This window comes from Nocardia sp. NPDC057455 (genome assembly GCF_042802775.1).
Classification (GTDB): Bacteria; Actinomycetota; Actinomycetes; order Mycobacteriales; family Mycobacteriaceae; genus Nocardia.
In genome coordinates, this window is record NZ_JBHVDM010000063.1 from 1 (window position 1) to 25,356 (window position 25,356).

Consider the following 25,356-nt stretch of genomic DNA (forward strand, 5'->3'; position numbering starts at 1 on the left):
ACCGAGACTCGCGACTGCGTCGCATGCGCTTCGGTCACTCGAACCCGAGACGGGCCGCGAACGGTGCTCGTAAGACTCGCACTCGAGGGGGCTGGGAGTGTGATCGAAGGGGAGGCTCTCCGTCGCGGCCCACAATGCACCGGCCGGGGCTGCGCCGGACGACCAGCACCGGGTAAGACCGGCGGATATCGCCCACGCTCGGGCCGGTCGAGCATGAGGTGGGCCGCGATTGTGGCTACGCTGCGCCTGCGCACTCACGGTCGGCGATTTCCGTTCGCGTGTACATTGCCGATGCGGAGAGAAGACCGGGCGCTGACGGCTCGACACCCTCGCGCGGAGGAACTCGCCACAGGCACATCGCCGAAGAGGCCACCGCCGGCGCCCCCGCTACCGGCCGGGCGCTCCCGTGCTGTTCTCGGCGGCGATCATGCCCTCGGCCTCGGCGCACTGCTCATCTTCCCCGGACGGACAGCAGGCCGTTCATCTTTCCCGCCGGGCGGCAGCAGGCCGTGAATTGTCCGCTCGGTCCCGGATCGGCGGTGCCGGACTCCGCGCGTGTGCGGAGACGAATGGTCCCGGCGACACAACGGATCCCACGCGGGTGAGAAGCGGCGGGTGCGCCGTTATTCTCCAGAGATGGCCCGAAGTTGGAACACCCTCGGCAAGCAGATCGGTCTGATCGCGAAACAACAGGGTCCCAAGATCGTCAAGCAACAGGGTCCCGGGCTGGTCGACCGGCTGGTGGGATCGCTGGCCCAGCGGCGCGCGACCGGTGTCACGGTGCGGCCAGCCGCGTCCAGGCCGGTTCCGACCGCCGAGCGGGCCCGGCAGATCGTCTACTCGCCGCAACTGGACGGCCGTGCCGATCCCGGGGAGATTGTCTGGACCTGGGTGCCGTTCGAAGAAGATCCGGGCAACGGCAAGGACCGGCCCGTGCTGGTGGTCGGCCGCGACCGTCGCACGCTGCTGGGCCTGATGTTGTCGTCGAATCCGGAACGCGCCTACGACCACAACTGGATCGGCATCGGTAGCGGAGCGTGGGACCACGACGGCCGCCCCAGTTGGGTGCGGCTGGATCGGGTGCTCGACGTGCCGGAGGCGGGCATCCGCCGGGAGGGCGCGATCCTGCCGCGCAAGACCTTCGATCTGGTGGCCCACCGGCTCTGCGCCGAATACGCCTGGCACTGAGCGACGATCTCTCGCGCTCGGGCCGACCAGGATCGCCACGCTGCTCACCGACGTCGGTTTCCTGCTCTCGGCCTCGGTCACCTCGGTATGCGACGGGCCGCAGGAGCGTACGGCGAGCTGACCGCCCGACCTCGCCCCCAGGCCGTCAGGAGATCATCTCGCGGGAACGGCCGAACAGCAGGCCGTACAGCAGTGCACCGAGAGCGCCTCCGATCAGCGGGAACACGATGAACGCCCAGACCTGCCCCATCGCACCGTCCTGGTAGGGCGCCACGGCCAGACTGCGGGCGGGGTTGACCGAGGTGTTGTCCACCGGGATCGACACCAGGTGGATCACCGCCAGCGTGACGCCGATGGACAGCCCGGCCAGCGGCACGTCGGAGATCTGGTCGGTGGACGACAGCACCACGAAGACCAGCAGCGCCGTCAGCATCACCTCGACGATGATCATGGCGGCCACCCCGTACCCGTTCTGCACCACTACCTCCCCGAGCGGTCCCCGGATCGCCGACGGGCTGTGCTTGCCCCAGCCGTTCGCGCCGAGCCCGTCGACCGGCCGGTCGTAGGACGGCAGGTTCTTGGCCAACGCGAACAACACGAGACCGGCGAGAAGTCCGCCGATCAGTTGCGAGATCACATATCCCGCCGCGGACACGCCGCTGAGCCGGCCGAGCAGCAGATGCCCCACGGTCACCGCCGGGTTGACGTGGCAGCCCGAGATCGGCCCGATCGAGTAGACCAGGAACATCAGCGAGAGGCCGAAACCGAGCGCGACGCCCAGCGGACCGACCTTCTCCCCCGCCAGCACCGCGGTGCCGACACCACCGATCACCAGGACGAAGGTACCGAGCGCCTCGGCGGCCCATTTCTTGCTCTCTGGGATCGGTTTGTTCTCGACAGCCTCTTCGACTACTTCCTGGGCCGTTGGAGACATCTGTCCACCTTCCGCGTGCCGGACATGCGCTCGGACTGGTCGTGGTACCGCTTCGACAACAGAGCCGCTCGAAGATCAACGGTTGCTCTGAGGACGCTACGCGAGTCGAGTGATCTCTACAACGACTTCGAGGTCGGTCGGGAAGCCTCCGGAGAAGGGCCGGTCAAGGGTCGCGCGCCACGCGTGGATCATCGCCCTCGCAGGGGGAAACGCACTGTTCGAAAGGGGTGTTTCCGGCTCACCCAGTGACTCCCCAGCATGCGCCGATTCCGCCTCGACAGCGTTGTGCGATTCTCCGGTGCCCGTAGTTAGCCAAGGATGCACACCCTCGGGACGTCAGCTGCGCGGCTGCCAAGCGTTCACACACCTGGCGCGGCCTGTGGAGTGCAGTGAACTCCGATATCAGTGGGCTTGCTTCGGACGGAACTCTGATTGCCTGACGGGTGAGAGGCCGACGGCGGCGACGCGAACGGCCGGGTGTCGATTTCGCGCGCCGGACGGCGACTGGTAACCTCGACCTTCGGCGCTGCGTTACCCGTCCACCTCGGGTATGTCGCGCGCTCGGCGAACTTTCCCAGGACAGACCAACCAGACAGGAACACGAGGAACCGGCGTGGCCAACATCAAGTCCCAGCTGAAGCGGATTCGCACCAACGAGGCGGCGCGCAAGCGCAACCAGTCGGTCAAGTCCGCGTTGCGCACCGCCATCCGCAGCTTCCGCGAGGCCGCGGCCACCGGCGACAAGGATGCCGCCGCCGCGCGGCTGCAGTTCGCCAGCCAGAAGCTGGACAAGGCCGCCGCGAAGGGTGTCATCCACGCCAACCAGGCCGCCAACAAGAAGTCGGCCCTGGCGCTGGCCTTCAACAAGCTCTGATCCACCGGTACCGCACGCCGGTACCGCATTTGTGCTGTGACGCAGCCGCCGTGGCCTCGACGACCACGGCGGCTTTTGTCGTGCCCGGTTGGCAACTTGGTCTCCAGTGCCGCTCTACCTGGGGTTTCGGGATTCGGGCCGCGCCGTGTCAGAGGTTCCAGCTACCATTCCGCGCATGGTAACCGTGTATGCCAATCAGACGGTCGTTCGCGCCGAGGATCTGCCGGATGTGATCCGCGCGGCCGAGGTGCTCGGATTCGGACTGAAGATCGAGAATGTGCTGGTTCCCGACGAGGACGGCGGTTACTCGTTGGAGTGGATCGTCACGCGCGACGAGGACGTGCCCGCCTACGAGGAGTGGGACGGCCGCTACGAGGACGCGGACGACGACGGTGAGCTGGTGCTGAGCTCCGCGGAATAGTCCCTGGTCACGGCACATCCAGGGTGGCGGCGAGCCGGTCCAGCGCCGTCTGGGAATCCGCGTCCGCGGCGCGGTAGATGATGATCCGCTGGTCGGGATCCTGCACGGGCATCAGCACCTCGTAGCTGACGACGAGCGGACCCACCAGCGGATGCCGCAACGGCTTGTTCCCACGTCCCTGCACCCGCACGTCGTGGCGCGCCCACGCCTGCTCGAACTCTGCGCTGTGCGCGGCGAACTCGGCGATCAGGTCGGCCAGTGCCCGGTCGTCCGGGTGCGCGGCCCACGCCGCGCGCAGATCCGCGATGCCCTCACGAATGATGCGTTCCCGCTCGACATAGAAATCTCGCATGCTCGGGTCGAGCAGGCACAGCCACATGGAGTTTCGCTGCCGCTCCGGTAGCGCACCGAAATCGGTGATCAGCGCCGCCATCTCCCGATTCCAGGCCAGGATGTCGTAGCGGTGGTTGACCAGCATCGCGGGCAGTGGTGACAGATCGCGCACCAACATGGCCAGTGCGGGCGCGGGCGCGGTGCTCGGCTTACCGTGATCCGGCTGCCGCTGCAGCGCCAGATCGAACAGGTAGGCGCGCTCGTCGTCGTTCAGGCACAGTGCCCGAGCCAGCGCGTTGAGCACCTCCACCGACGGCCGCAGGCCACGTCCTTGCTCCAGCCGCACGATGTAGTCGGTGCTCACGCCCGCGAGTTCGGCGACCTCCTCCCGCCGCAGCCCCGGTGTCCGGCGCGCCTGCCTGCGCTGCGGCAAACCGAGATCGTCCGGCGTCAACCGCTCCCGGCGAGCACGCAGGAAGACGCCCATCTCCTGCACTCGATCCGCGCCGCTCCCGCGACCTGCGCGATCACGGGGGGTGCCACCGCCCGGCCCGGCATCGCGCCGCGGAGTCGCGCCGCTCCGGGGCTCTCCGGGACTACGCGGGCGGCCACCCTCGGGCCCGATATCGCTGCGCGCGGTCGAATCCGCGCCATTGCCGGGCCCGCCGGGACTACGTGCGCCGTCGCCGGGCCCGGCATCGCGGCGCGCGGTCGAATCCATGCCGTTCCCGGGCCCGCCTTGGTCACGCGAGCTGCCTGCGGGCCTGAGCTCGCGGCGCTGGGTGGGGTTCACCGTGCCAGTCATCACCGTCGATCCTACGGCTGCCTGGGATCGGCCTTCCCAGGATGAAGCTTCCCTTACTGGGCCTCGCACGCCGTTGAACACTGGCTATCGACAACACGGCATCGCGAAACACAAGGAGCTGGACATGTCCGGAGCCCGCACCCTCGACACCTACCGGCTGCTCGGCCGCTCGGGACTTCGAGTTTCTCCGCTGTCTTTGGGAACCATGACCTTCGGCGCCGATTGGGGCTGGGGCGCGGACCGGGACGAGGCCCGCAAGATCTTCGACACCTACGTCGAGCGCGGTGGCAACTTCATCGACACGGCCAGCCAGTACACCAATGGCACCTCCGAGCAATTGCTCGGCGAATTCACCGCGGACAACCGCGAAAGCCTGGTGCTCGCCACCAAATACACCATGCTGCGCCGCCCGGGCGACCCGAATTCCGGTGGCAACCATCGCAAGAGCATGATCGGCTCGGTCGAGGCCAGCTTGCGCAGGCTGAACACCGACTACATCGACCTGCTCTACCTGCACGCCTGGGACTTCTTGACCCCCGTCGAGGAGATCCTGCGCGGCATGGACGATCTGGTGCGCTCGGGCAAAGTGCTCTACGTCGGCATCTCCGACGCGCCGGCCTGGCAGATCGCGCGGATGCAGACCATCGCGGACCTGCGCGGCTGGTCACCGTTGATCGCGCTGCAGATCGAGTACAGCCTGATCGAACGGACCGTCGAGCGTGACCTCATCCCGATGGCGCGCGAACTGGGCCTCGGCGTGGTCCCGTGGTCGCCGCTGGCCAGCGGTGTGCTCACCGGCAAGTACAGCCACGCCGATCTCGACCACGAGGCGGACGGCTCACCCGAGGGCAGCCGCAAGAACGTGGCCGCCGCCAACGGCTCGCTCACCGAACGCGGTCTCGCCATCGCCGACGTCGTCAAGCAGGTCGCGAACGAAAACGGCAGAACTCCTTCGCAAGTCGCGCTGGCCTGGACGCTGCGCGACTCCGCGGTCACCTCGCCGATCATCGGCGCCCGCACCGCGGCGCAACTGGAGGACAACCTCGGCGCGCTCGACGTGGAGTTCGACGCCGCCCAGCTGGCTCGGCTCGAACAGGCCAGCGCCGTGGATCTCGGCTTCCCGCACGAGTTCCTGAACCGCGCGATGACTCGGAGCGTCACCTTCGGTGACCTGAAGATCGAAGGGCGCGCCTGATCATCGACGCACGCGCGGCGGTGCGGAACAGGATCCGCACCGCCGCACCGGGTGCGGCGTCGGCGTGGTGGTTCGTCTCGGGCACGCGCCCGCTCACGTCACATCGGTGCTCATGCCGAACCACTGTCCCCCTGACCTGCGTCGACCAGCCGGTGAAGCGGCGTGTGATGTCCGGGTGTGTGACGAGGCCCACAGTCCGATCAGTTCGGGCTCGCCGCACCGTCCGCATGAGTGACAGCACCGACCACGCAGGGGTGACGATGGACCTGGACAAGATCACGATGTGGACGCGCACCGAACGTCTCGCTATCGCCGACTTCCTCGACGACCTCGACGACCACGAATGGACCGCCGACTCGCTGTGCCGCGGCTGGACCGTGCACGACGTCGCGGCCCACCTGACCCTGTCCAATCGGGTCACCCTCGGTGCGACCATCGCCGGAATTCTCCGGGCGCGAGGCAACTGGGATCGGATGACGGAGCGCATGGCACGCGACCGCGCGGGCCGCTATTCACCCGCCGAGCTGATCGCCCAACTGCGTGAAGGCGCCGCATGGACTCGGCGGGCCCCGGGAGCCGGACCACTGGATCCCTTGGTGGACACCATGATCCACGGGCAGGACATCGCCCGCCCGCTCGGCAGGCACCATGTCATGCCCCTCGAACAGACGGTCGTCGCGCTGGAACACGTACTGCGCAGCCCGTTCTACGGCAGCAAGAAGCGTCTGCACGGAGTGCGCCTGCTGGCCACCGACGCGGAATGGTCCTCCGGAGCCGGGACGGCGGAGATCGAAGGACCGCTGAGCGACCTGTTGCTCGTGGCGACCGGTCGCGCGGCCGGGCTCGCCGGGTTGACGGGCACGGGCGTGCAACGCCTTGCCAGCGCCTTCTAGAGGTCGCGCCGGTCAAGTGCGCAGAACAGGGCCGCGAGTCGGTGCGCCGCGTGCGATGTCAGCGGGCTGATCGCAACCGGCCCTGAGCAGCCCGCACGGTGGATGTCGCGGGTCTACGTGATGGCGCTGCTACAGCAGCGCGTAGCCCCATCCGCCCCAGCTGGGCACGTATCGCACCCACAACCCCCGCCCCACAGACCACACCGATCACTCGACACCTGCGACGTCGGCGAGTTGATCGAATCGGCCTCCGATCAGCCCGCGCCGTGCAGGTCGAGGATTTGTGTGAGGGCGTGTTCCAGCGCGTAGCCCGCGTCGGCGGCGCCGCCCTTCACATCGGCGTTGAGGGTCGCGACCACCTGGAGGGCGGAGCCGATGGTCGCGGGAGTCCAGTTGCGGGCCTGAGCCTGCGCCTTTTTCACCTTCCACGGCGGCATGCCGAGCTGCTGGGCCAGTTTGAACGGGTCACCGCGCCCGGCCGAGCCGACGCGCGCGATGGTGTGCACCGAGTCGGCGAGCGCGTCGGCGAGCAGGACGTGCGGCACGCCGCGATCGTTCGCCCAGCGCAGCGCCTCCATCGCACCGGGGCGATCCCCCACCACCGCGAGTTCGGCCACGTCGAAGCCGGAGACCTCGGCCTTGCCCGAGTAGTAGCGGCGCACGGCCGCCACATCAATCTTCCCGCCGGTGTCCGAGGCCAGCTGCCCGCACGCCGCCGCCAGCTCACGCAGGTCCGAACCCACCGCCTCCAGCATCACTTGGACGACCTCACCGGACACCCGCACGCCGGCGTTGCGGAACTCACCGCGGACGAACTCGACGCGCTCGGCGGCCTTGGTCAGCTTGGCGCATTCGTGCGTGACCGCCCCGGCTTTCTGCAAAGCGGGCGCTAGTGCCTTGGCTCGTCCGCCACCGGAGTGCACCACGACGAGCACGACGCCCTCGGGCGGGCTCTGGACCGCCTCGGTGATAACCGCGACCGCGTCTTTACCCGCTTCGGCCGCAGCCTCGAGGATGATCACCCGGTCTTCGGCGAACAGCGATGGGCTCAGCAGTTCCGCCAGCTCCGCGGTGCTCGCGTCCCCCGCGCGCAAGCGATCGACCGGCACCGCGTCCGGATCCGGGGCCAACGCCCGTACCTGCGCGGTCAGCGCGCCCAGCGCCCGCTCGATCAGCAGTTCCTCTTCCCCCAGCACCAGGTGCACCGACGCGGGCCGCTCGCTCACGACAGCTCCTCCTCGCCGCCGGAGGGCGCCGTGCCCGAGGGAACTGCCGCATTGCTCCATCCGCCGCGCTCGTCCACAGCCCGATCCTACGGTCCCCGACCGACACCTCACTCCGGGAACAGCGCTGACGGCCTGCTGCCCAGCGCCTGGGTCGCGCGGGCCCGAGGCCCGACGGCCGGTTCCCGCACAGCTCTGTTCGCCCAGGTCTTGGACGGCCATCTGGCTTCTGGCCGAACGTTACTTCCGAGCACACGCCGAGTGCGCACATTTCACGCTGACCGACCGGAAGGCCCGAGGAATGATGCCGCGTCCGTCCGGTCGATCGCTCGGCCGACAGCGGTGCACCGCCCGACGCGACACCAGGTGAAGTCCGCGATCCCGACGTTTGCCGCATCATCGTGAACTCGACACGCGTAGGTTTCCGCTGCTGCCGGAGACCACGATGTCGCCTTTTCGATCCGTTCGGGACACCGTAGCGCCGAGGGCGGACAGATCCGCGAGGACGGTGGGGTGGGGATGGCCGAAGGTGTTGCCTGCTCCGACGCTGACCAGTACCAGGCGGGGACGTACCGCGTCCAGGAATTCTTTTGTGGTGGTGCGTGATCCGTGATGTGGAAGTTTGAGGATGTCCGCCTGGATGGGAATCCCGGCATGCATCAGAGCACGCTGCGCGGACGCCTCGATGTCCCCGGTGAGCAGGATTCGGCCTGCGGGCGTGCGGGCGGTGACGACCACCGAACGGTCGTTGGCGTCCTCGGTTTCGGCGCCCCGGGCCGGACGCGGACCATTTCTGGGCGGCGCGAGCACCTCGAGTTCGACCGGCCCGACACTCAGGAGGTGTCCGGCCGATAATTCCAGTAGCGGCACTCCCGCGCTCCTGGCGAGAGCCGCGACCTGCGCGAGCCCCGAGACAGGGGCACGCGCGTCACGCCATGGCCGCACCGACCTCTTGCTCTCGAAATCGTCCGGACCACAAGCCTTTTGCGTATCCCTGCGCTCATGGGAAGCGTGTTCATGGCTGCCCGGCAGCTGCGCGTCTCTCCGCCCGACCACCGGAATGCGGTCATTCCCCGTATGACGCCTGCGGGCGCCGACAAGCTCCTGCGCCTTCGCGGCCGGTGTCGCGGTGGGCACGGAGCCACAACCGAGTTCGACTTCGGAAGTCGACCGACCGTGTCCGGGTGGTGGAGGTAGAGCGAGCCCGGCGAGTTCGTGGATTCCGACGGCGATGGCGTCGACCGCGCGATCATGCAGTGCGCCGCTGAGCCCGTCGATGTGGTCCGCGTGCGGATGGGTGAGGATCAGCAGCGGGATGCGCGAGATGCCCAACCGGTCCAGGCAGGTGCGGATCGGACGCGGGTCCGGTCCGACATCGATGACGATGGCGGCGCCGGGACCGACCGACAGGGCGAGGCCGTCGCCTTGGCCGACGTCGCACGCCGCGAGAACCCAGCCGCTCGGCGGCCAGCCCGGGTGCCAGAGCCGCACCGGGACCAGCACCATCGCGACGCCGAGCACCACCGCGGCGGCGATCCGCCGCACGGCTCGGGCACGCAAGGCCACGATCGCGCCCGCCACGACGGCGCTCGCGATCAGCCCGGCCGCCGCACCACCCGGCACCGCGACGGTTGCGCCGGGTAGCGCGGCCGAGTGGCGGGCCACCCACAGCAACCACCACAGCGGCGGGGTGGCGCAGCGCAAGACCAGGTCGGCGAGAGGCGACCACAGGCTCGACAGCACCGCACCACCCGCCCCTATGACGGTGATCGCCGCGACAACCGGCGCGACCAGGACATTCGCGAGCACCGCGACCAGGCTGAGCCGTCCGGTGAGCGCGATCACGATCGGCGTCGTGACCACGAACGCCCCGGCGGACACGGCGACTATCTCGGCGGGCGCCCGCCACCATCCCCTGGCGCGTAACCAGTCGCCCCAGCTCGGCGCCAGCAGGATCAAGCCACCCGTCGCGGTCACCGACAGCGCGAACCCGGCGTTGACGGCGAGTCCCGGCCACAGCGCGAGCAGCACGATGATCGCGGCGCACAGCGCGGGCAGCGCCTGCTTACGACGACCGGTGAGCAGGGCCAGCAAAGTGATCGCACCCATGGCACCGGCGCGCAGCACGCTCGGGTCCGGCCGCGCGAGGACGACGAACATGAGCAATGCCGCAGCCGCGACTGCCACCGCGGCGCGCGGACCGAGGGTGAGCAGGCGCACGACGAACAACACGACGGACAGCAGGATCGTGAAATTGGCGCCGCTGACCACGGTCAGGTGCTGCAGGCCGGCTATCTCGAAGTCGTCGCGCACCTGTCCGGACAGCGCCGAGGTGTCACCGACGACGAGCGCGGGCAACAACCCCGCGGCGTCCGGCGGTAGTGCCCGCGTGGCCGATGCCGCGAAATCGGCCCGCACCGACCCGGCGATGCGCTGCCACCAGGGCAGCGCCCCGGCGGCGACGGGTGCGCCCTGCGCGTGCAGCGTCGCGACGGTGAGGTCGGGCCGGCGCGGATATTCCACCCGCGCCCGGAACTCGACCGGGCCGCCCGGCGACAAGTCGGTCCACTCCGGCCCGGAAGCCAGGACGACCACCGCGCCGCGTGCGCGCACCGTCACACCCCCGCGCCGGTACTCGCGCAGCTCCGCCCGGACCACCCACCGCCGATCCGCGCCGGAAATTCCGGCGCGCAATGGTTTCGGGTCGTCCTTCGGGGTGACCACCACCCGTAGTGACTGCCCTGCCGCGGCTCGCAGCGGGTGCGTCGCCACCCGATGTTCCCGCCATGCCGCGGCGGCCGCGAACCCCGCACCGAGTACCACCGCCGCGAGCGCCACCACCGCTACTGCTCGCCGGCGTTCGCCGCGGTGCGCGATCGCCCACAGCAGCAGGATCCACAACCCGATGGCCGACACAGTCAACGCGGCCGCCAGTACCACCCCGGCCCGCCACCCCGCCGACACCGCCACAATCGTTGCGCCCCAGCAGCACAGCGCGGCGGGGAGCAGGCGACCGTCCAGCACCTGGACAGTACCGGGTTCCTCCGCCGCGGCGCCCTGCTCCGAACTTCGTACGGCTTCGGCACTCCTGCCCGCCCCCGACGAATCCGCACGAGGTCCCCGATTCCGGCGAACCAGCTCGAGCAAGCGGCCGGCAGTCATACCCGCACCAGATCACGCAGCCGGGCCAGCCGGGCCGGGCCGATGCCGTCGACCTCACCGAGCTGTTCGACGGAGGTGAAGCGGCCGTTGGTAGTACGCCAGCTGACGATGGCGCGAGCGGTGACCGGCCCTACGCCGGGAAGAGCATCGAGGTCGGACTCGGAGGCCGTATTCAGGTCGATCCGGCCCGCCTGGCCGGACGGACGGCTGGGCGTGGCGGCGGAACCGGAGGCAGGACGCCCGCCCGCACCGATCGTGCTGCTGCCCTGCTGCGGTGTGCCCGAACTCGGCGCGACCGGTCCGACCAGCACCTGATCGCCATCCGACAACCGCTGCGCCAGATTCAGGCCGGTGGTGTCCGCGCCTGCGCTCGGGCCGCCCGCCGCGGCGAGCGCATCGGCGACGCGCGAACCTTCGGGGAGGCGAACCAAACCGGTGCGCTGGACCATACCGACCACACTGACGACCAATTCGGCCATCGGTGGACCGGAGTCGACGCGCAAGGGTCGCGCCACCTCGGTGCTCGCCGAGGCGGCGGTACCGGGCGGCGCCAAGGCGACGGTCTGCCCGAGCGCCAACGGTGGCACCGGCTGGGCGATCGGGCGCTCGCGGAACACGATCACGCCGGCGACGATCATCGCGGCGAGCCCCACGAGCGCGAGCGCGCGCACCCCGCGACGACCCGGATCCAGGCGGATGCCCCGCAATCGCTCGGGCACGAGGCGGTGCCGCCAGTTCGGTCCGGTCACCGGTCCCTCCAGCCAGCCGGGGGACCGAACGCGACCGACATCGTCTTCGGACTCCCGGTCGGGCGCGGGATCGCCCGGCAACCGCAGCAGATCCCATTTCCCCGCCGCGCCGGAACTGTCGTCCGGCCGTTGTTCACTCTGTTGCGCAACACCATCGGCGATGCCCCTTTCGTATGCGGATCCGCGCCCGTCTTCGTCCTCCTCCGGTCCGGTCGCCCGGTTATCCACCGCAGTTCCGCCGGACCGAGCTGTGGACAACGCTCCCCCATCCACTGACTCGGTGCGGCCGACACGCGACGCGCGGCTTGCGGTCGATCCGAAATACGGCGCAGACGATGACTTTTCGTCACTGCGCGGCCGAAGTTCCACCGAGTCCGACCGCCTCTCGCGTCGAGTGACGGCCGCTGCCCGGGTGGTTCTCCAGAGGCCCGCACGGGCCGGCTGCCCGGTCCTTCGCGCGGGTTCACCGCTGTGGGATCGCGCCGTCACCCCGCCGGACGGTCCCCGCTCGGCCGCCGGCTCGGCTGTCGCGGTGCCCACACCGGCCGTTCTGCTCGCGCCGACCCGGGCGGTCAGCTCACCCAATCGCCGTCGTACCCGCTCACGTTCGTCCTGTCGTGACATGGCGGCGACGGTAGTGCCGCCACACCGCGGGAGAATCGGTGCGACCAGCGGATTCGATGAACCTGTTGATAGCCGCGACGCTGTGCACAACTCCCCCTCGGCCGGTCGGCACCTTCCTCCGAACACGCCGTGTAGTTCGCGTACGAACTTCTCCGGACACGGCCGGCGAGTTCCGCCGGAGCGTGCCGGTCCCGCCGCGATCCGGACCGACGCGCCGGGCAGACCGACTTGACCTTCGCCAGCGAATCCGTCGACGCGCAACCAAGCCGCACTCGGCGAGGGGTGACCGATCGCCGCTGCCGACTCGGTCAGCAGACCATCGAAGAGAATCCCGCCTCAGACCAGATGTTTGGCGAAGCAGTTCGACAAGGGCAGCACCTCGTACGGCGAGAAGATCGGGATACGGTGATAGCCGCTGCGCTCGTAGAAGCGAACGGCCTCGGGTTGCAGGTGACCGGTTTGCAGAATCAGGCGGGGCCGACCGGCCGCGCGGGCGGCATCTTCGGCGGCGGCCAGCAGCAAGGCCGCGGCGCCCGAGCCGCGGTGCGGTGGGCGGACGAACATCCGCTTGACCTCGAGTTCCTCCGCGTTCCACCGCAGGGCGGCATGGCCGACCGGAGTGTCGGAGTACGCCACGAAAGTGCTGTGCACGGTGGCCGGGTTGACGGCATTCGGATTCGTGGACAGCTGCCCGGCCAGGTGCGCGTAGCGCGGCCCGACCTCGGCGGCCATCTCCGCGCGCAACGTCACCGCGTCCGGATGCTCCCAATCCACCAAGGCCACGGTGAGCGGCGGGCGGACCGGCGGCCTCGACAAACTCATGCCCCGACGCTAGCCGCAGGCCGGACGGCCCGCCCACATTCGGATCACCGAGATTGTTGTCCGCGCTCGGCGACGATCAGTGACACCCGCCCGGCACGACCAGCACGCCGAGCGCCCCCAATCCGAGGTGCACCGCCAGTGCGGGCCCGAATTCGGCGACGATGAGTTCTTCGATGCCGGGAACGAGTTCGCGCAACTGGCCCGCGACGGTCTGCGCGGCGTCCTCGGCGCCGAGGTGTTGCACGGCCACCGCGGCGCCGTCCTCGCCGGCCGCGTCGACGGCCGCGGCGACGAGTTTCGCGTACGCCTTCGAGCGCGTCCGAACCTTCTCGCGCAGTTCCAGCCGCCCTTCGACGATGTGCAGCAACGGCTTGGTGACCAGCTCGCTGCCGAAGAACGTCGCCGCCGCGGACAGCCTGCCGCCGCGGCGCAACTGCTCGGTGCGATTGACCAGGATGAACGTGCGAGCACGCGCCGCGGCGGCGACCGCCGCGTCATAGACCACGTCCAGCGAAGCCCCGGCCGCTGCTCGCCGCGCCGCGGCCAGCGCGGGCAGCCCGGTGGCCAGCCCCGCCCCCAGCGAGTCGACCAGGCGGACGCGGTCGGCGGCGTCCATGTCGCGCACGGCCTGCCGCCCGGCCTCCCACGTCCCGGACAGCCGACGGGAAAGGTGTACCGCGACAACGCCGTCGCCGCCGCTGCGTTCCCACGCCCGCTCGTAGACCTCGCGCAGCTCACCCGGTGAGGGGGCCGAGGTGGTCACGGTGTCGGAGGCGTAGTCGATGTCGACGGGATCCACGCCCTCCCGCATGGCCCGGTCACCGACCAGGACGTGCAGCGGGACGACGGCGATATCCAGTTCGTCGAGGTGTTCGGCAGGGAGGCCGGCGGAGGAATCGGTGACGACCACGACTGCCACGGACTACCGAACCTCCTGCAGGGTCTTCACCATCGCGTTGGCCACCGCCGTGTGCCCATCCCAGCCCCAGTGGATGCCGTCCGGGTTCGCCGCGCCGGAGTAGATGTTGTCGCGCACCGCCTCACCCAAGTCGACCAGCGGCACCGAAGTCCGGCCGGACCAGGCGCGCAGTGCCTCGACGGCACGTGGTCTGCCGGAGTGCACGCGACCGTAGGCCGCGCAGTCGTGCACCGACGGCAGTACCGCGACGACGGGCAGCCCGGGGCGCAACTGCGCCAGCGCCGTGCGGGACTGTTCCAGATAGTCGATGCTCACCTTCGGCGGAAGCGCCACGGGCCTGCCGAGTTTCGACAGTTTGGGTTGCAGCCAGTTGTAGGTGGCGCGCACGACGCGGCGCAGAGCCGGCGGGCGTACATAGCGAATCAGCTCGCGCAGGGCGGTGGGCAGCGGTGAGGGCAGCGTGTCCATGCCGCCGACGGCGAACACCACCGCGCCCGCACGCGGCACAGCGGCCCACACCCGGGGATCACCGATCAGCGCCCAGTAGGCGTCGCGGCAGGTCCAGCCGATCCGCGCGACCAATTCCACGTCCCAATCCAGCTCGGCGGCAACCAGGTTCGGCCAGATGCGCGGATGGTCGGCGGGCAGTCCGCCTTTGGGCCCGAAGTAGGAGAGTGAGTCGGCGATCACCAGCAGCACCGGACGCGCGGCTTCGCGCGTTTCGGTCGACTCGTCGGCGGCAGCGGATTGCGAAGCCGCAGTGGCCAACTCGGCCGAAGCGAGTTCGGCTTCCCCGGACACGGCGGGCCCCGCTGTGGCGGGCTCGATCACGGCATCGGTCGGCGTGGGCGATGCGGAGATCGCGTCGGGCGCGGACCCGTCCGCCACCGAGTCGCCGAGCACTGCTGCGAACCCATCCGTCGCTACGGCAACCGATTCGGCGAGCGCGTCGGGCGCGATCTCGTCCGCCGCAGCCACCGATTCGCCGGAGGCTGCCACGGACCCATCCAGTACTCCAGCAACCGGTTCGGCGAACGCGTCGGCCCCGATCTCGTCCGCCGCAGCCACCGATTCGCCGGACGCTGCCACCACTACAACAGCAACCGGTTCAGAGAGCGCCGCTCCGGCCCCGTCCGCGGCTGAGGCATTCGATTCGCCGAGCGCTTCCGCCGACCCGGCGACCGGTTCCGAGGCGTTGTTCGTGGTGCCGACGAGCGAGATTTCGTCGGCGTGCACCTGCGGCCTCGCTCCGGAGACGAAGTCACCGGATCCATCGTCCTCCGCGTCGGATTCCTCGGCCGGCTCGGATCCGCCGCCGTTCTCCAGGGCCGCGCCCTTGGATCCCTCGGACGTTGCCTCGGGGTCGCGGGGAGCCGGTGTCGGGCCGCCGAACAACGCGTCCGGCAACTGTCGTTCGGCCTTCGCCGACACCTTACGGAACAGTTCGTCGGGGACCGATCTGATCGGCTCTTCAGAGGACATCCGGTGCTACCTTCGCCGCTGCGTTCCACACATCCAGACGCCAGCCGGGCTGTTCGATGCTCGGGCCGTGACTGCTGAGCTGCACCCAGCTGGTGTTGGCCAATCCTCCTAGGATCGGCCAGTTCTGCGGCGGCAGGTCGAGCAGCGCGGCCGTGAGGGCGGCGATCAGCCCGCCGTGCGCCACCAGGATGATAGTCCGGCCCGGCCAGTCCTGCCGCTCGACCAGCAACTCCTGCACCACCGGCAGCGACCGCGCCCCGACCTCGAGTTTGCTCTCGCCGTTGGGCGGGGTGTAGTCCGCGTTCAGCCGCCACGTCATGCGCGCGCCCGGATAGTCGGCGTCGACTTCCAGGTGGGTCAGTCCCTCCCAGTCGCCGAGATTGGTCTCCCGCAACCTGGTGTCGGGCACGACGGTGAGCCCGGTGTGCTCGGCCAGGGCCGTCGCGGTATCGAAGGCCCGGCGCAGGTCGGAGGAGTGGATTGCGATGGCGTTACGTGAAACCAGTTCGCGCGCCGCCTCTTTGGCCTGTCTTCGACCGAGTTCGGTGAGATCGGTGTCGATCTGGCCCTGCATCCGGTCGGTGGCGTTCCATTCGGTTTGCCCGTGGCGCAACAGGATCAAGGTGCGCACGCCGGCATGTCTGCTCACGATCGCGCCTCGTCCTCCGTCGCGGCCGAGCGCGTCTCCGGCGGCCCGGTGAGGCCGGCGACCGGCACGACGGGGCAGTCCTTCCACAAACGTTCCAGCGCATAGAAATTGCGCTCGTCGTTGTGCTGGATGTGCACGACGACGTCGACGTAGTCCAGCAGCGCCCAGCGGCCCTCGCGGGTGCCCTCACGCCGGACCGGCTTGTGCCCGGCCGCGCGGAGTTTCTCCTCCACATTGTCGACGATGGCGTTGACCTGACGTTCATTGGGCGCCGACGCGATCACGAAGCAGTCGGTGATCACCAGTTGCTCGGATACGTCGAGCACCACCACGTCGGACGCCAGCTTCTCGTCCGCGGCCAGCGCGGCGACCTGCGCGATCTCCACCGACTCGGTCGACGCCGTCATGCCTGCACCTCGCTGCGCTCGCTCACGCTCAGCTACCTTCCGCTGCTCCGGGCACATACAGGTGCCGCTTCGATATGTACTGCACCACGCCGTCTGGGACGAGGTACCACACCGGCCGGTTCTCGGCGGCGCGGCGACGGCATTCGCTCGACGAGATCGCCAGCGCGGGGACCTCGATCATGGTCACCGCATCCGCCGGAAGATCGCGCAGATGCTCTTGGAGGTGATCGATGTTCAGCTCGTACCCCGGACGGCTCACCCCGACGAACTTCGCCAGTTCGAACAGTTCCGCCCAATCCTGCCATGTCAGGATGCTGGCCAGCGCGTCCGCACCGGTGATGAAGTACAGCTCGGCGCCGGGATGCGCCGACTGCATCTCCCGCAGGGTGTCGACGGTGTAGGTCATCTTGCCGCGGTCGATGTCCGCGCGGCTCACCGAGAACCGCGGGTTGGACGCGGTCGCGATGACGGTCATCAGGTACCGGTCCTCGGCGGGGCTGACCTGCTTGTGCGATTTCTGCCACGGTTGCCCGGTCGGGACGAAGATCACTTCGTCCAGGTCGAACCGGTGCGCGACCTCGCTGGCGGCGACCAGATGCCCGTGGTGGATGGGGTCGAACGTGCCGCCCATCACCCCGAGCTTGCGGCCGCGCCGACCTCTCTCGTGCATGACTGCCGAGCTTAACGGGTCGCTTGCGGCCCGCACGGGCCGGTCAGCGCGGGCGGGCACCCGGACTGGGGACACCCGCCCGCACTCCGGTCGGCCGCGAGCCTCAGGCGCTGGTTTCCGGGATGCCGCCGATTCGCAGCATTCGAGCCAGTTGCTCGCGGGTGTGCGCGAGTTCCTCCGCCGCCTCGGTCGACTCGCCGGCCAGCTCGGTCAGCTCGGCGGTGAGCGTCCGCATGGGCGCGAGCCAGGGTTCGGGATCGGCTCCGGGGGACACCTGGAGCCAAGCCGCCGATCGCAGGCAGCCCGCCCGCGCCGCCACCGCGCCCAGCCGGGCCCACAACTCGGCGGCACGGTGGTAGGCCGCCACCGCCTGGTCGTGCTGTCCGCAGTACTCGAGCGCGGTGGCGGCCGACCACGCCAGTTCGGCGTGCAGCTTCGTCCGCTCCGGAGAGCGCTCGACCAGACGCGCGCCTTCGAGGAACTGCCGCGCGGCCTCGCGGTGGCGGTCGAGTGCGTTCAAGGACCGGCCGAACTGCGCGCGCACCACCGCCAGTTCACCGGCCGGATACGGTACGGCTCCGCCGACCAGGGCCTGTTCGAACAGGGCGACCGCCTCGCCGTGGCGCCCGGCGCGGTGGAACGCACGCGCGGCGACCACGGTGTGGTGCAGCACATCCGGTTCGGACAATCCCTCCCAACGCGCGGCGGCGCGCACCGCGGCGTCGGCCAGATCGAGCTCGCGGTCCGGCTGGCTCGCTATGGCGATGACCAGCTGCGCGGCGAGCCGGGCGGCCTCCTCTCCGGTCAGCACCGGCGTCCCCAGTGCCAGCGCTTCCCGCAGATGCGCTTCGGCCTGCTCCGGCGTATCGGCGAGCCGGGCGGCGCCGAGCTCGGCGAGCCTGCGCACCTCCCCGGCTCGATCGCCGGAGAAGTCGTCGGCCACCGCAACCTCGTCCGGCACGTTCGCGGTACGGGGCAGCGTGCTGCGCACACCGAGCGGCAGCCGATCGAGCAGCGGCTGGGCGGCGAGCCGGGCGGCCGTGCGCAGGCTGACCGCGCTGTTGCCGTTGCGGGCGTCGTAGCGGGCGCACAGCGCGCCGATCTCCACCTCCAGCTTCGCCCGCACGGATTCCACCGTCTCGTCCGCCAGCGGAAGATCGCCCAGCCGCAGCGCCACCAGCCTGCGCAGCAGCACGCACACGCCGGTCGCGAACGCGAGCCGCGCACCGGCGTCGGCGCCGGCATCGACCAGCCAGCTCGCGTGTTCGGCGAGAATTTCCAGCCCGCGCGCCTCGTTGCCGGTCAGCGCACAGAATTCCACGTGCAGCGCCACCGACGGACGAAGGTCCTCGGTGTGCCGGACCAGCGGGTACCCGGTCAGGTGCGCGCCGCGCGCGGCCGCGACGCGCCCGGTGCGCACCATCGGGAGCAACGCCTCGGCCAGCACGCGGTGCGGTTCCTCGGCGCAGGCTCGGTCGCCGTCGAGTACGGGTTTCCAGTGCGCCAGCCCGGCCTCGTCGTCGCCGAGGTACACGCTCGTCACACCCCATTCGCTGCGCTCACAGGCGTCGCAATCGGACATGCTGTCGCGCGCAGCGGCCCTGGCCTCCTCCAGCCACGCGGCGGCGGCCGCGGTGTCACCGGTCTCGCGAGCGAGTTCGGAGCGCAGCGCCAGCACCGGGCGAAGACTGTAGCCGCGCTGCCGGTAGCGGTTGTCCAGTTCGTGGAACCAGCGATCGATCGTGGACAGCGGTATCGACGGGTTGTCGACCATGCCCCAGGTCATCCATTTGAGGTACCAGTGCACCGAGTGGGTCATCGAACCCAGTTCGGCCGGGTGATCGTCGTAGATGTGCAGCAACCTGCCGTAGGCGACGGGCACAAGGTCGCGTTCGCCCGCGTAGGTGTAGGACTGCGCCAGCTCCAGCAGCACCCTGCCCTCGAGCGCGCGGTCCGATCCTGCCTTCGCGGCCGCGGCGAGGGTCTCCAGTCGCTCGGTCCGTGTCCGGCCGTGCGGCAGCGTGTAGACCTGCCCCAGTGCCGCGTTGATCTCGGCGGCGTCCATGCTCACTCCGTCTCTTCGCCGCGGTCGGCGGCACGTAGGGTGGCCCAGCCGAGGAATTCGCCGAAGGCGCGGTTGAGCAACGCCGTGTCGGCCGCGCTCAGCGGACGGTGGGTCATCAGCAGTGCTTGGCCGTAGAGCGATTCGACCGCCGTCTTCAGGAAGGCCGGGTCGCCGATGCGGGACAATCTGCGCACGATCGGGCTGTGGTGATTGAGCACGAGCTGAGCACGCGGCGTCGCGACCGCCAAGGCGCCGAGGATCTCGGTCCACAATTCGTCGGCGTCCTCGGCGGTCTGCGTCCTGGCGCGTTCGTTGCGGGCGGCGCGGCCGTCGAGGTAGAGCGCGGGCATCGTGACCGGGTGGAAGGCGCGCACGATCACATCGCACGCGAGCGGGTCGAGCACGGTTCGCGCCAGCGCGAGCACCGGGGCCAGCGCCAATTCCTCGCCGGGGTCGACCGGGTCGAGCGCCGCGGTGATCGCGACGGCGTCCAGGTCCACCACCTCCACGCCCGGCAGCAGCCGCGGCAGCTGCGCCACCAGCTCACGGTCGTAGGCGTAGCCACCGTTGACCACGCCGATCCCCTGCGCGGCGGCGGTGGCCGCCACCTGACGGAACTCCTCGACGGTCGCGGTCACCCGCACGGTGCGGTGGTTACGGGCGAACTCGGTGAGCGGCACGCGCCCGTCGGTGGTCTCGAAATGCAGATGCGGCAGCATGATCCGCAGCAGGTCGGCCGAATGCCTGGCCATCGCCTTCACCCCGAGCGCGTGCACGGACAGGAACGCGGCCAGCCGCTGCGGCTGTTCGGCGGCGATCTCGGTGAGCCAGTCCCGGATCCGATCCCCGAGCACCTCACGCACGACGGCGAGCCGCTCGTCCTCGTAGAGTCCCTCCCGCGACGCGGTGGGCCGCAGTGTGTCGGTGTCGATCACCCCGCGCACGAAGAACGCCCAGTCCGGCAGTACGCCGCGCACCGTGTCACCCAGGAGCATCCCCTTCAGGTACACCCGATGCGGACTGCTGTCGGACGGGTTCCCCGGTTCGGGCAGCACATAGGCCACACCGCTGACCCCGGCCGCACCGGCCTCGAGCTCGATGACGTCGAGCGGGGGAAAGCCGAGCGTCCGTCGGCCGTATGCGAGCAGGGCGGCCCTGCGCTGGTCCCCCGACGCGAACGTGCGCCGCCAGACCGGAACGCCTTCGGTGACCGTCGTCACGACTCCGTCCGACTCCACCGTCACCTCGTAGGGCAGCAGCGACCCGAACTCACGCGCCAGATCGGTCACCCGTCGCGGCTGGAACCACGCCTGCGCCCCCCCACGCGCAGTGAGCCATACGGTGGTCCCCGGCTCGGCGTGCCCGACCGGGTCGAGCGCACGCACCGAGTACATGCCGTCGGCGGACGCCGACCACTCGACGGGCGGCGCCGCCGGGTCGGTGGCCGATCGGGTGACCACGCGGATGGTCTCGGCGACGGTGAAGCAGGCCAGCAGGCCGATGCCGAACTGCCCGAGGAATTCCCGTCGAGCGCCTTCGATGTCGTCCCGCTTGGACGAGCGGCCGATGGTGGCGAGGAACCGGTGGACGTCGGTCTCGGTCAAGCCGATGCCGGGATCGCTGATCCGCAAGCCGGAGTCGTCCACGGTGATCCGAATCGCGGTGGGGGCGCCGGGATCCAGCCGGGTGCGAGCGGTTACCGCGTCGACAGCGTTCTGCAACAGTTCGCGGAGATAGACCCGCGGGCTGGAGTAGAGGTGATGCGAGAGCAGATCGACTATCCCGCGCAGATCGACCTGGAACGAATAGTTGTTGTGCACCGCCGCCGGATCGTGCGGCGTTCTGTTCACCATGGCCGCCGATCTTGTCGGCGCACGCCAAAGGTTCGCTTAACGAACGCTTTCGATCAGACGGTCGGGCGTTTGCTCTTCGGCAGCTTGCGCACGACGGCCTCGTAGGAGAGATCGACCAGTTCGTACAACTCGTTATCCGGAACGGCGCCGGCGAGCTGGATGACGTTCCAGCCGTATCGCCCGATGTAGGCGGAGGCCGCCACGTCGTCCGGGTACACCCGGACCAGTTCGTCGGCCTCCTCGCGAGTCAGTCCGCATTTCAGGCCGACCGACGTCGCGCCGAGGAAGGCGAAGATCTTGTCGCCGACCTTCGCGACCACGTCGCCTTCCCACGGCTCGTCCTGCCAGGCGCCCGGCTTGGCCAGGCAGTAGCTCAGCAGCGCGGCATCGTCCATGCTGGATCTTCTACACCGGCAGCAGCCGCGAGACAACCGCGGTCAGCTGTTTGGCCGAGCGGCATTCGTGCATCTCGATCACGTCGCGGTATTTCTCGGCGGCGGAATCGCCCGAACCCCATTGGCTGCGCGGTTCCGGATTGAGCCAGTGCGCGTGTTTGGCTACCTCGACCAGCGACCGCAGCGTATCCAGCTCGGGGTCACGGTAGTTCGTACGGGCGTCGCCGAGGATCAGCAGCGAGCTGCGGCTGGTGACGGCATCCGGATAATCCCGGGCGAACCCGGCCAGCGCGTTGCCGTAGTCGGAGTGCCCGTCCGAGCCGACGACGCTCGCCTCGCCGAAGATCCGGGCCATCGACCGATCCAGCTGGGTATGCGGATCGAAGAATCGGGTCACCTCGTCGATCTGGTCGACGAACGCGAAGATGCGTACCCGGGAGAACTGCTCGCGTAGCGCACTCACCAGCAGCAGCGTGAAGTTGCTGAAGCCGGCCACCGAACCGGAGACGTCGCACAGCAGCACCAGTTCGGGACGCCCCGGCCGTGGCTTGCGGTGCACCAGATCGATGGGCACTCCGCCGGTGGACATGGATGCGCGCAGGGTGCGGCGCAGGTCGATGGCGCCGCGACGAGCGTGCCTGCGGCGTGCGGCCAAGCGCGCGGCCAAGATGCGCGCCAACCGCTGGGTGCTGCGTTTCAGTTCGGAGAGTTCGGCTTCGGACGCGCGCAGGAAGTCGACTTCCTCGGCCTGGCGGGCGACGCCGTAACCGGCCACGCGTTCGCGGCCGATCCGCTCGGCGACCCGCCGCCTGGTCTCGGCCTCGACGGTGGCGCGGAAACCGGCGATGCGCTGCCGGGCGGCGCGGCGGGCGATCTCGGCGTCGAACTCGCTCGCGTCCGGTCCGAGGGCCATGCCGGCGAGGATCCTCGCCAGCAACGTCTGCGGCTGCACCTCTTTCAGCGCCTGATACGACGAGAAAGACGGACCGCGGGCGGATTGGTACTGGCCGAGCTGCTCGACCAACTGCGCGGCCAGAGCCTCCAGTTGCGGGGTCGCGGATTCCTGCGCCAGCAGCTGCGCGAGCAATTCGCGCAGCGCAGGGATGTCCACGTCGCCCGAGCGCGTGTGCGGGATCTCGAGTTCGTCCGGGGCGGCGGCGCGTTCCCCGACGGCGACCGGGAACCACAGGTCGAACAGCCCGTCGAAGGTCGCGCGGTGGGTGGTGCGCCGCAGCAACGAGCAGGCCAGTCCTTCGCGCAGCACCTCGCGGTCCATCAGGTCCAGGACGGTCACCACACGGCCCGCGTCGACCGTCTCCGAGGGGCCGACCGGTATGCCGCGCGCCCGCAGCGCCTCCACGAAGCCGACCAGATGCCCCGGGATACCGTGCGGCGCGCTCAGCGTCGCCACCTCGGCGGGGACCGACCCGGCCGCCACAGCTCAGGCCAGCTTCAGTTCGGCCAGCGCGCGCTGGTGGTCGGTCTGATGTTTGAGGACCACACCGAGCGTGGCGCGGACGGTCGTGTCGTCCAGATCCCGCAGGCCCAGCGCCAGCAGCGTGCGGCCCCAGTCGATCGATTCCGCGACCGAGGGCAGCTTCTTCAATTGCATGCCGCGCAGCACATGCACGATCCGCACCAGCTGCGCGGCCACCGCGGCCGACAGCTCCGGCACCCGGCTGGCCAGAATGCGCCGCTCCAGCTCCTCGTCCGGAAAGTCCAGATGCAGATACAGGCAACGGCGCTTGAGCGCCTCGGACAGCTCCCGGGTGGCGTTCGAGGTGAGTACCACGAACGGCTTGCGGCTGGCGGTGATCGTGCCCAGCTCCGGCACCGTCACCGCGAAATCGCTGAGCACCTCGAGCAGCAGGCCCTCGATCTCGACATCGGCCTTGTCGGTCTCGTCGATCAGCAGCACTGTGGGATCGGTGCGCCGGATCGCGGTCAGCAGCGGGCGCGACAGCAGGAACTCCTCGGTGAAGACGTCGGCCTTCGTCTCCTGCCAGTCGTTCTCACTGGACGCCTGGATGCGCAGGATCTGCTTGGCGTGATTCCACTCGTACAGCGCGCGGGCCTCGTCGACGCCCTCGTAGCACTGCAACCGCACCAGCTCCGCGCCGGAGGTCTGCGCGACCGCGCGCGCCAACTCGGTCTTGCCCACGCCCGCGGGTCCCTCGATCAACAACGGCTTGCCCAGGCGATCGGCGAGGAACACCGAGGTGGCGGTGGCCTTGTCCGCGAGGTAGCCCGTGCTCGCCAGCCGATCGATCACGTCGTCCACCGACGAGAAGACCGGTTCCTGTATTGCGCTCTCCGACACCACCCGGCACCTTTCTTCCGAACCATCCCCCACGCTACGGCAGCGCGGCACCGAGGCCGACTCGGCCTCGTCCGCGACCGCCGTGCAGGCCGGTCAGACCGGCCGGACCTGTCCTTCGCCCCAGACAATCCACTTCGTCGAGGTCAGTTCCGGCAAAGCCATCGGACCCCGAGCGTGCAACTTCTGGGTGGAGATCCCGATCTCGGCGCCGAAGCCGAACTGCTCGCCGTCGGTGAACGCGGTGGAGGCGTTCACCATCACGGCGGCGGCGTCGACCCGGCTGGTGAACTCGCGCGCCGCGGCGAGGTCGCCGGTGACGATGGCCTCGGTGTGGCCGGTGCCCCAGGTGTTGATGTGCTCCACCGCCGCGTCCAAGCCGTCGACCACCTTGAGCGCGATGTCCAGGGTCAGGTACTCCTCACCCCAGTCCGCGTCGGTGGCCGGAACCTGGCCGGGCAGGTCACCGTGGATGGTGACGCCGGCACGCTCCAGCGCACCGGTGAGCCGCGGCAGCGCGGTGTCCGCGACGGCGGCGTCGATCAGCACGGTCTCGGCCGCGTTGCACACGCTGGGTCGGCGGGTCTTGGCGTTGATCAGGATCCGCTCGGCCATGTCCAGATCGGCGGCGGCGTGCACGTAGACGTGGCAGTTGCCGGTACCGGTCTCGATGGTGGGCACCTGTGCGTCGCGGACCACCGCGTTGATCAACCCGGCGCCACCGCGCGGAATGACCACGTCGACCAAGCCGCGGGCCTGGATCAGATGGGTGACGCTGGAACGGTCCTCGCTCGGCAGCAGCTGCACGGCGTCGGCCGGGATGTCCTGCGTGACCAGCGATTCGCGCAACACCGCGACGAGCGCGGCGTTGGACCGAGCCGCCGAGGACGAGCCGCGCAGCAGGGCGGCGTTACCGGACTTGAGCGCGAGCCCGAACGCGTCGACGGTGACGTTCGGCCGAGCCTCGTACACCATGCCCACCACGCCGAGCGGCACCCGCACCTGCCTGATCTCCAGGCCGTTCGGCAGGGTCGAGCCGCGCACCACCCCACCGACCGGATCGGGCAGCCCGGCCACCTGCCGCAACCCCGAGGCGATGCCGTCGATGCGGGGCTTGGTCAGCCGCAGCCGGTCCAGCAGCGACTCTTCGGTGCCCGCGGCCCGCGCCGCGGCGATGTCCTCGGCGTTGGCGGCCAGTACCCGATCGGCGGCGGCCAGCAGCGCGTCGGCGGCGGCGTGCAGGGCGTCGTTCTTCTGCGCTGTCGTCAGCTGGGCCAGCGCCCGCGACGCAATCCTGGCCTTGCGCGCGGCCTCGTGCACCACCGCACGGACATCCGGTTGGGTGGTCGTTCCTACCGTCATGGATACAGCCTACG

The 25,356-nt window shown here is 69.8% G+C and carries 22 protein-coding genes; 5 read left to right on the plus strand and 17 right to left on the minus strand.

Annotated features, from left to right (window positions below; translation table 11 throughout):
• The first annotated feature begins 636 nt into the window (after window positions 1-636).
• The gene (locus ACFU5M_RS23340; protein WP_379052588.1) at window positions 637-1,188 is read left to right on the plus strand and encodes a type II toxin-antitoxin system PemK/MazF family toxin; all 552 of its coding nucleotides are present in this window, start codon (window positions 637-639) and stop codon (window positions 1,186-1,188) included.
• Between the two features lie 145 nt (window positions 1,189-1,333).
• Here the strand turns inward: ACFU5M_RS23340 and ACFU5M_RS23345 are convergent, their stop codons facing one another.
• The gene (locus ACFU5M_RS23345) at window positions 1,334-2,122 is read right to left on the minus strand and encodes an aquaporin (RefSeq protein WP_379052590.1); all 789 of its coding nucleotides are present in this window, start codon (window positions 2,120-2,122) and stop codon (window positions 1,334-1,336) included.
• Between the two features lie 613 nt (window positions 2,123-2,735).
• Between ACFU5M_RS23345 and rpsT the strand changes: the two genes are divergently transcribed.
• Together rpsT and ACFU5M_RS23355 are read left to right on the plus strand one after the other, a co-directional pair.
• On the plus strand, window positions 2,736-2,996 hold the full coding sequence (gene rpsT / locus ACFU5M_RS23350) for a 30S ribosomal protein S20 (protein ID WP_379052592.1): 261 nt from the start codon (window positions 2,736-2,738) through the stop codon (window positions 2,994-2,996).
• A 175-nt stretch (window positions 2,997-3,171) separates the two neighbouring features.
• Window positions 3,172-3,417 (plus strand): hypothetical protein, encoded by a 246-nt coding sequence (locus ACFU5M_RS23355; protein ID WP_379052594.1) that lies wholly within the window; start codon window positions 3,172-3,174, stop codon window positions 3,415-3,417.
• Window positions 3,418-3,424: 7 nt separating this feature from the next.
• Here the strand turns inward: ACFU5M_RS23355 and ACFU5M_RS23360 are convergent, their stop codons facing one another.
• Complete coding sequence (locus ACFU5M_RS23360) at window positions 3,425-4,555, minus strand: helix-turn-helix domain-containing protein (protein ID WP_379052596.1); 1,131 nt, start codon at window positions 4,553-4,555, stop codon at window positions 3,425-3,427.
• Between the two features lie 124 nt (window positions 4,556-4,679).
• Here ACFU5M_RS23360 and ACFU5M_RS23365 point away from each other — a divergent pair, with 124 nt between their 5' ends.
• Complete coding sequence (locus ACFU5M_RS23365) at window positions 4,680-5,750, plus strand: aldo/keto reductase (protein WP_379052598.1); 1,071 nt, start codon at window positions 4,680-4,682, stop codon at window positions 5,748-5,750.
• A gap of 227 nt (window positions 5,751-5,977) precedes the next feature.
• Complete coding sequence (locus tag ACFU5M_RS23370; protein ID WP_379052600.1) at window positions 5,978-6,643, plus strand: maleylpyruvate isomerase family mycothiol-dependent enzyme; 666 nt, start codon at window positions 5,978-5,980, stop codon at window positions 6,641-6,643.
• Between the two features lie 254 nt (window positions 6,644-6,897).
• Here the strand turns inward: ACFU5M_RS23370 and holA are convergent, their stop codons facing one another.
• The 15 genes from holA to ACFU5M_RS23445 form a co-directional block, all read right to left on the minus strand.
• Window positions 6,898-7,869, minus strand: a complete 972-nt coding sequence (gene holA, locus ACFU5M_RS23375; RefSeq protein ID WP_379052601.1) for a DNA polymerase III subunit delta — start codon at window positions 7,867-7,869, stop codon at window positions 6,898-6,900.
• Between the two features lie 393 nt (window positions 7,870-8,262).
• Window positions 8,263-10,890 carry a ComEC/Rec2 family competence protein gene (locus ACFU5M_RS23380; RefSeq protein WP_379052602.1) on the minus strand — a complete coding sequence of 876 codons (2,628 nt, stop codon included), beginning with the start codon at window positions 10,888-10,890 and terminating at the stop codon, window positions 8,263-8,265.
• 134 nt (window positions 10,891-11,024) lie between these two features.
• The gene (locus tag ACFU5M_RS23385) at window positions 11,025-12,005 is read right to left on the minus strand and encodes a ComEA family DNA-binding protein (RefSeq protein WP_379052603.1); all 981 of its coding nucleotides are present in this window, start codon (window positions 12,003-12,005) and stop codon (window positions 11,025-11,027) included.
• A 732-nt stretch (window positions 12,006-12,737) separates the two neighbouring features.
• Window positions 12,738-13,223, minus strand: coding sequence for a GNAT family N-acetyltransferase (locus ACFU5M_RS23390; RefSeq protein ID WP_379052604.1), 486 nt, complete (start codon window positions 13,221-13,223; stop codon window positions 12,738-12,740).
• Between the two features lie 76 nt (window positions 13,224-13,299).
• Window positions 13,300-14,142 carry a DegV family protein gene (locus ACFU5M_RS23395; protein ID WP_379052605.1) on the minus strand — a complete coding sequence of 281 codons (843 nt, stop codon included), beginning with the start codon at window positions 14,140-14,142 and terminating at the stop codon, window positions 13,300-13,302.
• Window positions 14,143-14,145: 3 nt separating this feature from the next.
• Window positions 14,146-14,841 carry a diglucosylglycerate octanoyltransferase gene (gene octT / locus ACFU5M_RS23400; protein WP_379052639.1) on the minus strand — a complete coding sequence of 232 codons (696 nt, stop codon included), beginning with the start codon at window positions 14,839-14,841 and terminating at the stop codon, window positions 14,146-14,148.
• A gap of 772 nt (window positions 14,842-15,613) precedes the next feature.
• Window positions 15,614-16,273: a histidine phosphatase family protein gene (locus ACFU5M_RS23405; protein ID WP_379052606.1), complete on the minus strand. Its 660-nt coding sequence runs from the start codon at window positions 16,271-16,273 to the stop codon at window positions 15,614-15,616.
• On the minus strand, window positions 16,270-16,680 hold the full coding sequence (rsfS, locus tag ACFU5M_RS23410) for a ribosome silencing factor (protein ID WP_357117158.1): 411 nt from the start codon (window positions 16,678-16,680) through the stop codon (window positions 16,270-16,272). Before rsfS ends, ACFU5M_RS23405 begins: the two co-directional genes overlap by 4 nt.
• Before the next feature lie 28 nt (window positions 16,681-16,708).
• Entirely contained in the window at window positions 16,709-17,350 is a 642-nt protein-coding gene (gene nadD, locus ACFU5M_RS23415) for a nicotinate-nucleotide adenylyltransferase (protein WP_379052608.1), read from the minus strand.
• Window positions 17,351-17,453: 103 nt separating this feature from the next.
• Window positions 17,454-19,415, minus strand: a complete 1,962-nt coding sequence (locus tag ACFU5M_RS23420) for a hypothetical protein (RefSeq protein WP_379052609.1) — start codon at window positions 19,413-19,415, stop codon at window positions 17,454-17,456.
• Between the two features lie 2 nt (window positions 19,416-19,417).
• The gene (locus tag ACFU5M_RS23425) at window positions 19,418-21,268 is read right to left on the minus strand and encodes an HSP90 family protein (RefSeq protein ID WP_379052611.1); all 1,851 of its coding nucleotides are present in this window, start codon (window positions 21,266-21,268) and stop codon (window positions 19,418-19,420) included.
• Window positions 21,269-21,321: 53 nt separating this feature from the next.
• Entirely contained in the window at window positions 21,322-21,663 is a 342-nt protein-coding gene (locus tag ACFU5M_RS23430; protein ID WP_379052613.1) for an MmcQ/YjbR family DNA-binding protein, read from the minus strand.
• Window positions 21,664-21,673: 10 nt separating this feature from the next.
• Complete coding sequence (locus ACFU5M_RS23435) at window positions 21,674-23,101, minus strand: VWA domain-containing protein (protein ID WP_379052614.1); 1,428 nt, start codon at window positions 23,099-23,101, stop codon at window positions 21,674-21,676.
• A gap of 3 nt (window positions 23,102-23,104) precedes the next feature.
• Window positions 23,105-23,983, minus strand: coding sequence for an AAA family ATPase (locus ACFU5M_RS23440; RefSeq protein ID WP_379052615.1), 879 nt, complete (start codon window positions 23,981-23,983; stop codon window positions 23,105-23,107).
• A 93-nt stretch (window positions 23,984-24,076) separates the two neighbouring features.
• Window positions 24,077-25,342 carry a glutamate-5-semialdehyde dehydrogenase gene (locus tag ACFU5M_RS23445; protein WP_379052617.1) on the minus strand — a complete coding sequence of 422 codons (1,266 nt, stop codon included), beginning with the start codon at window positions 25,340-25,342 and terminating at the stop codon, window positions 24,077-24,079.
• Between the last annotated feature and the right edge of the window lie 14 nt (window positions 25,343-25,356).